This window comes from Bowmanella denitrificans, assembly GCF_039522935.1.
Lineage (GTDB): Bacteria > Pseudomonadota > Gammaproteobacteria > Enterobacterales > Alteromonadaceae > Bowmanella > Bowmanella denitrificans.
Map to the genome: position 1 here is coordinate 1 of NZ_BAAAEI010000035.1, position 1,093 is coordinate 1,093.

Below are 1,093 nucleotides of genomic sequence, written 5' to 3' on the forward strand. Positions count from 1 at the left end.
AATGGCAATGGGACGTCGGAGTTTCACTCCGGAATTTAAACGAGATGCAGCGGCATTAGTGGTAGAACAGGGCTATTCGATAATGGAAGCCTGTTCAGCGATGAGCGTGGGTGAGACGGCAATGCGCCGCTGGGTAGCACAGCTACAAGCAGAGCGTCAGGGAATAACACCTGATGCCAAAGCCATGACACCAGAACAACAGCGTATCCAAGAGCTCGAGAAGCGCATTAAACGCCTGGAGCTGGAGAAAGATATCTTAAAAAAGGCTACAGCTCTCTTAATGTCGGACGACTTCAAAAGCATGCGCTGACAGACCAGTTGAGTGAGCAGTATCCAACCGCATTGGTCTGTCAGTTGTTTGACCTGCCCAGGTCGACGTTTTACGCACGGCTCAGTAAGCCCGTAGATGCAGAGCGCCAGGCACTGCGTCAGAAGGTGGTAGCCCTGTTCAAGGAAAGCGAGGGCGCAGCGGGCAGTCGGACCCTTGTTGCAATGTTACGCCAGGAGCGCGTGTGTATCGGCCGCTATAAAGTGATGCAACTGATGAAAGAGGCCCAATTGCACAGCAAGCAACCGGGCCCACACCGCTACAAAGTGGCTACGGCTGAGCGGCTGGACATACCAAATACACTGGCGCGGGATTTTACGCCAATGCACCCCAATCAGGTCTGGACAGGGGATATCACCTATATCTGGGCGGGCCGTTGGCTTTACCTGGCCGTGGTTCTGGACTTGTATGCGCGGCGAGTGGTGGGCTATGCCTTGTCAGATAAGGCGGATACCCGCTTAACCCTGGAAGCCTTGGACATGGCCTGGCAGCAACGGGGTAAACCCAAGGGCGTCCTGTTTCATTCTGACCAAGGCTGTCAGTATACCGCGCTGGCGTTCAGGCAACGGCTGTGGCGTTATCAGATAAAACAAAGCATGAGTCGACGTGGCAACTGTTGGGACAATGCCCCGACAGAACGATTGTTCCGCAGCCTGAAGACCGAATGGGTGCCGCCCATGGGGTATCAGGATTATCGTGAGGCGGCATCACACATCAGTCGGTATTTATTGGGATATTACAATCAACGGCGGCCACACAGTTTTA

At 54.2% G+C, this 1,093-nt stretch carries 1 protein-coding gene; it reads left to right on the forward strand.

Features of this window, described 5'->3' with window-relative positions; translation table 11 throughout:
• Position 1: 1 nt before the first annotated feature.
• Positions 2-1,093 (forward strand): IS3 family transposase gene (locus tag ABD028_RS23170; RefSeq protein ID WP_343847694.1). Its coding sequence is split into 2 segments (ribosomal slippage), with 1,093 coding nucleotides annotated over them: positions 2-254 and positions 254-1,093; the frame shifts between segments, so codons are not numbered across the junction. This gene is flagged as partial in the annotation.